We start from the raw sequence: 6,474 nt of genomic DNA, 5'->3' as shown, positions 1-6,474 counted from the left end.
TTTGCCTTCCTGTTCGGTTTTGGTGTATAAATACACGCTGGCATAACTACGCGCTTCCTGACGCATTGCCCCGTCGCTATTGAGATAAAAACGTCTGACCTGCTGTTGTCCCAAACCGTTATAGGGAACACTGGCAATAGCTGGATGGGCTGCTAGTAAGGATTTTTCGGCGGCTAATAACTTATCGATGAGAGTGGATACAGCTGCTTGATTAGACATTTCGCTGGCCACTTCTGTGGTAGGTGCGGTGGCAGCGGGACTAAAATCGGGGACATTTTCCTTAACGCCAAAAAAGCTGGCTTCTTGGGCGGTTTTCAGGGCTAATTGCAGTCCCACCGGGTCCACATCGGTGGTAGAGGTGACACCGACTTGATTATCCCGATTCCAGACGCGAACGATAACGCTGGAACGATTGGACGCTTGTACCTGTTTGGGTTCCCCTTGAAACACATCCACATCGGTTTCATCGACAGAAGAACCATAGATGTCGTATTTAGCAATTCCTAAAGCTTGGGCGCTAGAATTAGCGATTTGGGCGATATCTTCAACTTTTGGCATAGATTTTTTTTGGTGTTGGAGGATTTTTCAGTTATCAGTAAACAGTAATCAGTAATCAGTGAAAAGAAAGCTCAGAACTTGCCACTTAACAGTGTCCACTGAAAACTCAAATCTGATAACTGATAACTGATAGCGGTCAGCCGTAAGCTAGATAAGTAGGGAGGCACAATTATTTGTAGGATGGGTTAGCGGTAGCGTAACATGAGCGGGCGTTGGGTTTCATGCTTCAACCCAACCTACGTTCTGAAAACTCAAATCTGATAACTGATAACTGATAACTGATAACTGATAACTGAAGAGAGATTGGGCCAAGTGGTGACAATAAAGACGATAACGGCGGCCGTGGCCAGCATAGCTTTAGCAACGTGACCGATAACCGTACCGACGACGATACCGACACAGACTTTTAGGGATTGTTGCAAACGGGGGGTTAATTCCAAATCGCGACGATAGGCGTATTCTCCGACAAAAGCCCCGACCACAGGACCGACAAATAAGCCGATAATTGGGCCGCCAATGGGTAAAGCCGGTAAAAGCCCGAATATTCCCGCTAATAAACCCACTACTAGCCCGATTTGACTCCAATTGCTCGCCCCAACTTTTTGGGCGCCGAGATAACTAGCGAGGAATTCCACCCCCAGACTGAGGAGAAGGACAACAAAGGCCACGGTTAAAGCGACCCCCATCCCCGCGAATTTGGTGACAAAACCCCACACCAGCATGGCGATTAAAATCAAACTCATGCCGGGGACAGCGGGCAGCAGTTCGCCAATTATCCCCACTATCATGATGGCAATGAGGAAATAATAGAGAATTACTAAAGTCATGATTAACGACCGCCAACGGTAATAGAATCGACTTTTAAATGGGGTTGACCAACGGTGACATAAACGCTACCACTGACGGAACCGCAAAAACCCGCCGCTAGTCCTAAATCTTGGGAACACATAGAGATTTTATTCATAATCTCCTTGGCTGAACCGATTAAAGTCGCGCCTTTTAGGGGTTTAGTCAGGTTGCCGTTTTCGATAAGATAGGCCTCCTCGACGGCGAAATTAAATTCCCCGGTCGCCCCCACACTACCACCGCCCATTTTTTTGCAATAAATGCCTTTATCGATGGAATTAAAGAGATTATCGAGGGTATATTCCCCAGGTGCGATGTAGGTATTCCGCATCCGACTAGCGGCGGCATAGGTGTAGTTTTGACGGCGACCGCTACCTGTGCGCGGATGACCGGTTTTAATTGAACCAGTGCGATCGGCAATGAAGTTTTTTAGGATACCATTTTCAATTAGGAGAGTACGCTGGGCCGGCATTCCCTCATCGTCCATATCGATAGTACCGAAAGCTTTATCGGATAATCCTTCGTCCCAAGCCGTCAGATTTTCGTGGGCGATTTTTTCGCCCTTTTTATCGAGAAAGGGCGTGGTTTTTTGTTCGATTTGCGTAGTTTCTAGCAAATGGCCGCAGGCTTCGTGGAAGATAACGCCGCCAAATTCATTGGCCATGACGATGGGATAACTGCCAGATTCTACATAGTCAGCGTAAAGCATTTTACCCGCCGATTCGGCCACTTCTGCCGCCGATTCCTCAGCATTCCACGTCCGCAGAAAATCGGGATTACTGGTATTACCCACCCGTTTACCAATGCTAGAACGATTAGTTCCATCGGCACAGAGGAGATTATAGCCCACGGATTGGGTGAGGCGAATATCCCGGGCAAAAGTGCCGTCACTAGCGGCAACTAAAATTTCTTGCCAATCGCGAAAATAAGCGGCGCGACGAGATTGGACGTGAGAGGCTTTCTGATTGAGGTGAACGTTAGCAGTTAGGAGAATATCACCCATTTCTCGCAAAGAACTGCAATTATTCAGCCAAATATCTTTATTTTTGACCGTGGCATAATCCCGGAACATTTCCAGATTGATTTCGGGAATATACGCGTTAGGACTGGGTAGGTTTAAACCGAGAATCGATAAACCTTTTTCTAGGGCATTTTTTAAGCCTTGGAAGCTTAAATCGTTGGTACTGACATAACAATCAGCTTTACCGCGAAAAAGGCGGATTCCTGCCCCTGTAGATAGTTTCGGTGAGAGACTGGTGATGGTGTCATCTTCGGCTAAACAACTGATATAGTTGACTCTTTCGAGGAAAAATTCGATAAAAGTTGCCCCGGCAGCCCGTCCCAGTCCCAGAAGAGTGGACAAAGGAGCCGCCCAAGAGCTATCAAAGCGCTCCAGACTAGGATTATATTTCAGGGTGGGGAGTTCTTTGGAGATGAGTAGAGTGGGTGACATAAAGCTCGTTTATCAGTTAATCTGCTGGTTTCTAGTCTAACAGTTCTCAGTTTTTTCCGTCTGGGGATGCGTTAGCGCCGCCCAACCCTGCTAAATTTTTCTCCTTCATATCTCTTAATAAAAACCTTGATTCGAGCGCTCATCGCCCCCAAGATTAAATAAAGAGCGACTCAGGATCAAAATAATGGCCACAGCGACACAATTCTTAAACATTTCTGACTTGACAAAAGATGATTATTGTGTATTCGGTTTAGCGATTTGTTTTCTCAAACAGGAGGGAGAATTAGAAAAAGTGGCGGTGTTAGAACCGATTCCCTCGGCGGCCCTAGAGGCAATTGTCAAAGGAATTCCCACTTCCTACGAATTTGCCCGCGCCATGAGTTTAGGAGAGGTATTTCAGGACGATAATCCTCAAATACCCAGTAATTTCCCCGATAATGCCCAATTATGCGAGAATTTTGTCGAAAGGGCGATTGCGGCCACTCGCACCTATAAAAATCAACCCCACCTGCAAGGGTTAATCCCCTTGGGCAGCCAAAAAGACGATTTAAACTTTTCCCTAGAGAAAAAACGCATCTTGAATGCTGTTCATGTGGTGCGGACGGAGGATAACGTCAAACAACATTCTCACACCCATAAGGTTTTGTAATCAAGGTGAGTTCGGATTAGGGAAATTTTGCCGTTTTCCCTGATTCCGAACTCAGATGAACCAGTTATCTTAAGAGTGAGGTGTAAAGTTGTGATTTTGAGGAGTTGATGCCCAATTAAGTAGGGAGGCACAATTATTTGTAGGATGGGTTAGCGGTAGCGTAACATGAGCGGGCGTTGGGTTTCATACTTCAACCCAACCTACGTTCATCTAAAAAGATTATAATTTGTTTTCTCAATTTAGGATTAGTAAACCATGGCAAGTATAGAAACATTATTAGCAGAAATTATTAAGGCTGCATCTCACATTTGCAGAAATAGCGACAATCGGCAATTATTGGTGAATCTTAAATTGGTACAAGTATATTAACAACTGCGTGTAAGCATCTCACCGAAAAGCAAATGCGCTCCGGGGTTTGGGGGGTAGAACCCCCCAAAAGCTTGGATTGAGTCATAAAATCGAAAGTAACGCCCAATTTTCAAAGAGAGGTTCCCTTTAAAAACCCCAACTTAGTAGATTTATAAAAATGAGATGCACCCAATTATTAAGGCAATGCTACACATAAATTTTTGCTGACTGAATAAATATCTTCAAACAAATAATCCCATTGATGTTCTAGGTGTCTAGCGATATGGTAAGCAAGCAAAGGTGGCACAGCATTACCAATTAGTTTGTAACCATCCGTAGCCGAAAGTGAATATTTTTCATCTCCCTTATTTTGTGGACGCACAAATTGAAAATCATCGGGAAAAGTCTGTATTCTCGCACATTCCCGCACAGTTAAACGTCTCATTTTTAACCCTGCTTCTAACTCATTAACTATCTTTCCCCCTAATTCTAAAGATAATCTCCTAAATTCAATATTACCGTGATGTTCCGAGCGAATAGTCGGACTTAAACCCTGTAAATTAACCTCGATTTGTCCCTGAGTTTTACCATAATGTTTAGCTTTTGAATAGCTTTTTTGTGAGAGGTCAAATAACTCATCTTCTGGTTCTTCTAAACCTGATAATATCTGACCCACTGTACTGTAAGTTTTAAGAGGATATATTGACTCAAACAGATTTAATTGATGCTTAATAACTTTATGGGTTGGATGCGGAAAAATATCATTATTTTCTAGATGTCCTATCGCTGTCGCTTTTAAATAGGTTTTATTTAAACCGATAAAGATAATTCTTTCCCTGGTTTGGGGAATTCCATAATCGGGAGCAAAGAGAAGTTTAGGGATAACTATATATCCATCTTTACCAATGGCACTAAAATCATCTTCAATTATATCTTTAACATTAGCCAAGGAGATTAAACCTTTAACATTTTCAGCAATAAAAACTTTAGGTAAGGTTAATTCAATAACTCTTTTCATCCAATAATAGAGTTTCCCGCGATTGTCCTGAAAACTATCTTCACTCTCGTCTAGTAGTTTACCTGTGTGACTTTTGTGAGAATTAAACCCCTTTCTTTTTCCTGAAACACTAAAATCTTGACAGGGAAAACCTCCCGTTACTACATCAATATTACTGGGAAACTGAAACTCTCCTTTTTCTGCTTGTTTGACTAAATCTACAATACTCCCCAAGTGAAATACATTCTTTTTACCCCTTTTTTCAAAGTAGGGAATCCAAGCATTATGGGCAGCTTTAGTTATATCATTAGCAAAGACAGTTTCAAAAGTAGTGCGCGGTAGTTTTAGCCATGGTTCCCGTCTTTCTACTATCCAATCTTGATGAATATTTTCATTAACACAGTCTTGGTGTACCCAAAAACCTCCCTCTAATCCTAAGTCCATTCCCCCGCAGCCAGAAAATAGAGATAAAACTCGCTTTTGTTGCCTATTCATCACTATTGATTAAATGAGTAATTCAATAATATCATACTGATAATCAACTCGATCGAAAAGGATTAATTAAAGTTAGTTGATTGGATATTATTAACCCATCCTGCATATCTTCAGAGTAAAGAATACTAGCATCGGATGCTAAGGCACTAGCTACAATTAAACTATCCCAAAAAGAAAAACTGTATTGAGTGCGGAGTTCAGAGGCTCTTAAAATAATATTGCGATCAAGTTGAATAACAACACATCCATCGTAAAATTCTTGGATAATTTCTCTAATTTGAATTTCACTTATTTTAGCTTTTTTGGATAAAACAGAGCAAACTTCATTAATAATTTGCGTACTGATTAAGATATTTTCCCTGCTAGTTAAAGCGGTCGCTAGATTGCGTTTTCGCCTTTCTGCAGCATCGTTACACTCTGGGTCTATTAAAAGACGGTATAGCCAGATATTAGAATCAAAAAAATAAAGAGAATTGGTCATAATTATAGCTGATGAATTTCTTCCCGATTTAATTGACGAATACCTTTAACAGCAACGGGGTTTTGAGTTAATTGGGCAATGATTCCAGTGGTTGATATTTTTTTATTTTGTTTGATCACAATAACTTGAACTTCGCTGTCTTCCTTCAAGTCCTGTTGGTATTCTTCGGGAATTTCGATAATACCTTGTTTGATTTTGGCTTTAAATTCCACTGCATTTAACATATTGTTGCTCTCGATCGACTGTCTATTAAGATTAATTATAACAAATCCTGGTTAATCCCAACATTTCCTTCGGCTCAAAGGTCTGCGGATTGGCATTGAAACTATTCTTTATCAATAGATTTATTGCGCTGGTACTCCCGAAGAAATCCCTAAGATTTATCCTTCCCTGAGTTGAGAACAAGTTTAGGCGACAATTTTATCTTATCTCCACAACCAAGCATAAGTTAAGCAATACATAGGGTTTGCTGAATAAATCTAAAAACCTTGTTGGATAAGACTTTGAGACCTTTTTGAAATCCAAAAGTGCCTGGCATGGGAGTGATCAGGGGGAAATTCAGGTACTTTTTCCCTGAAAATTAGGTAATTGACCCCCTCAAAATCGGTAAAACCCCACACCCCACACCCTACACCCTACACCCTGCT

General features: G+C 41.8%; 7 protein-coding genes. 1 reads left to right on the top strand and 6 read right to left on the bottom strand.

All coding sequences use genetic code 11. The features are described 5' to 3' along the window. The 3 genes from PX481_RS07245 to PX481_RS07235 form a co-directional block, all read right to left on the bottom strand. A partial coding sequence (locus tag PX481_RS07245; RefSeq protein WP_353852186.1) for a PmbA/TldA family metallopeptidase occupies window positions 1–558 on the bottom strand: 558 nt, incomplete at its 3' end. Between the two features lie 251 nt (window positions 559–809). Further along, window positions 810–1,385, bottom strand: coding sequence for a DUF456 domain-containing protein (locus PX481_RS07240; RefSeq protein ID WP_002757794.1), 576 nt, complete (start codon window positions 1,383–1,385; stop codon window positions 810–812). Window positions 1,386–1,387: 2 nt separating this feature from the next. Next, window positions 1,388–2,857, bottom strand: coding sequence for a TldD/PmbA family protein (locus PX481_RS07235; RefSeq protein ID WP_002757793.1), 1,470 nt, complete (start codon window positions 2,855–2,857; stop codon window positions 1,388–1,390). Window positions 2,858–3,041: 184 nt separating this feature from the next. Between PX481_RS07235 and PX481_RS07230 the strand changes: the two genes are divergently transcribed. Beyond that, window positions 3,042–3,506 carry a hypothetical protein gene (locus tag PX481_RS07230; protein WP_002798136.1) on the top strand — a complete coding sequence of 155 codons (465 nt, stop codon included), beginning with the start codon at window positions 3,042–3,044 and terminating at the stop codon, window positions 3,504–3,506. 544 nt (window positions 3,507–4,050) lie between these two features. On the opposite strand, the gene PX481_RS07225 is transcribed toward PX481_RS07230, so the two are convergent. Genes PX481_RS07225 through PX481_RS07215 form a run of 3 tightly spaced genes read right to left on the bottom strand, consistent with a single transcriptional unit; the run spans window position 4,051 to window position 6,051 of the window. Next, window positions 4,051–5,346 carry a DNA cytosine methyltransferase gene (locus PX481_RS07225; protein ID WP_288094155.1) on the bottom strand — a complete coding sequence of 432 codons (1,296 nt, stop codon included), beginning with the start codon at window positions 5,344–5,346 and terminating at the stop codon, window positions 4,051–4,053. A gap of 43 nt (window positions 5,347–5,389) precedes the next feature. Next, window positions 5,390–5,827 (bottom strand): PIN domain-containing protein, encoded by a 438-nt coding sequence (locus PX481_RS07220; RefSeq protein WP_288026814.1) that lies wholly within the window; start codon window positions 5,825–5,827, stop codon window positions 5,390–5,392. Window positions 5,828–5,829: 2 nt separating this feature from the next. Next, window positions 5,830–6,051, bottom strand: coding sequence for a hypothetical protein (locus tag PX481_RS07215; protein ID WP_288026812.1), 222 nt, complete (start codon window positions 6,049–6,051; stop codon window positions 5,830–5,832). Between the last annotated feature and the right edge of the window lie 423 nt (window positions 6,052–6,474).

This window comes from Microcystis sp. M53603_WE2 (assembly GCF_030065435.1).
This window is presented reverse-complemented; position numbering and strand designations above follow the sequence as displayed.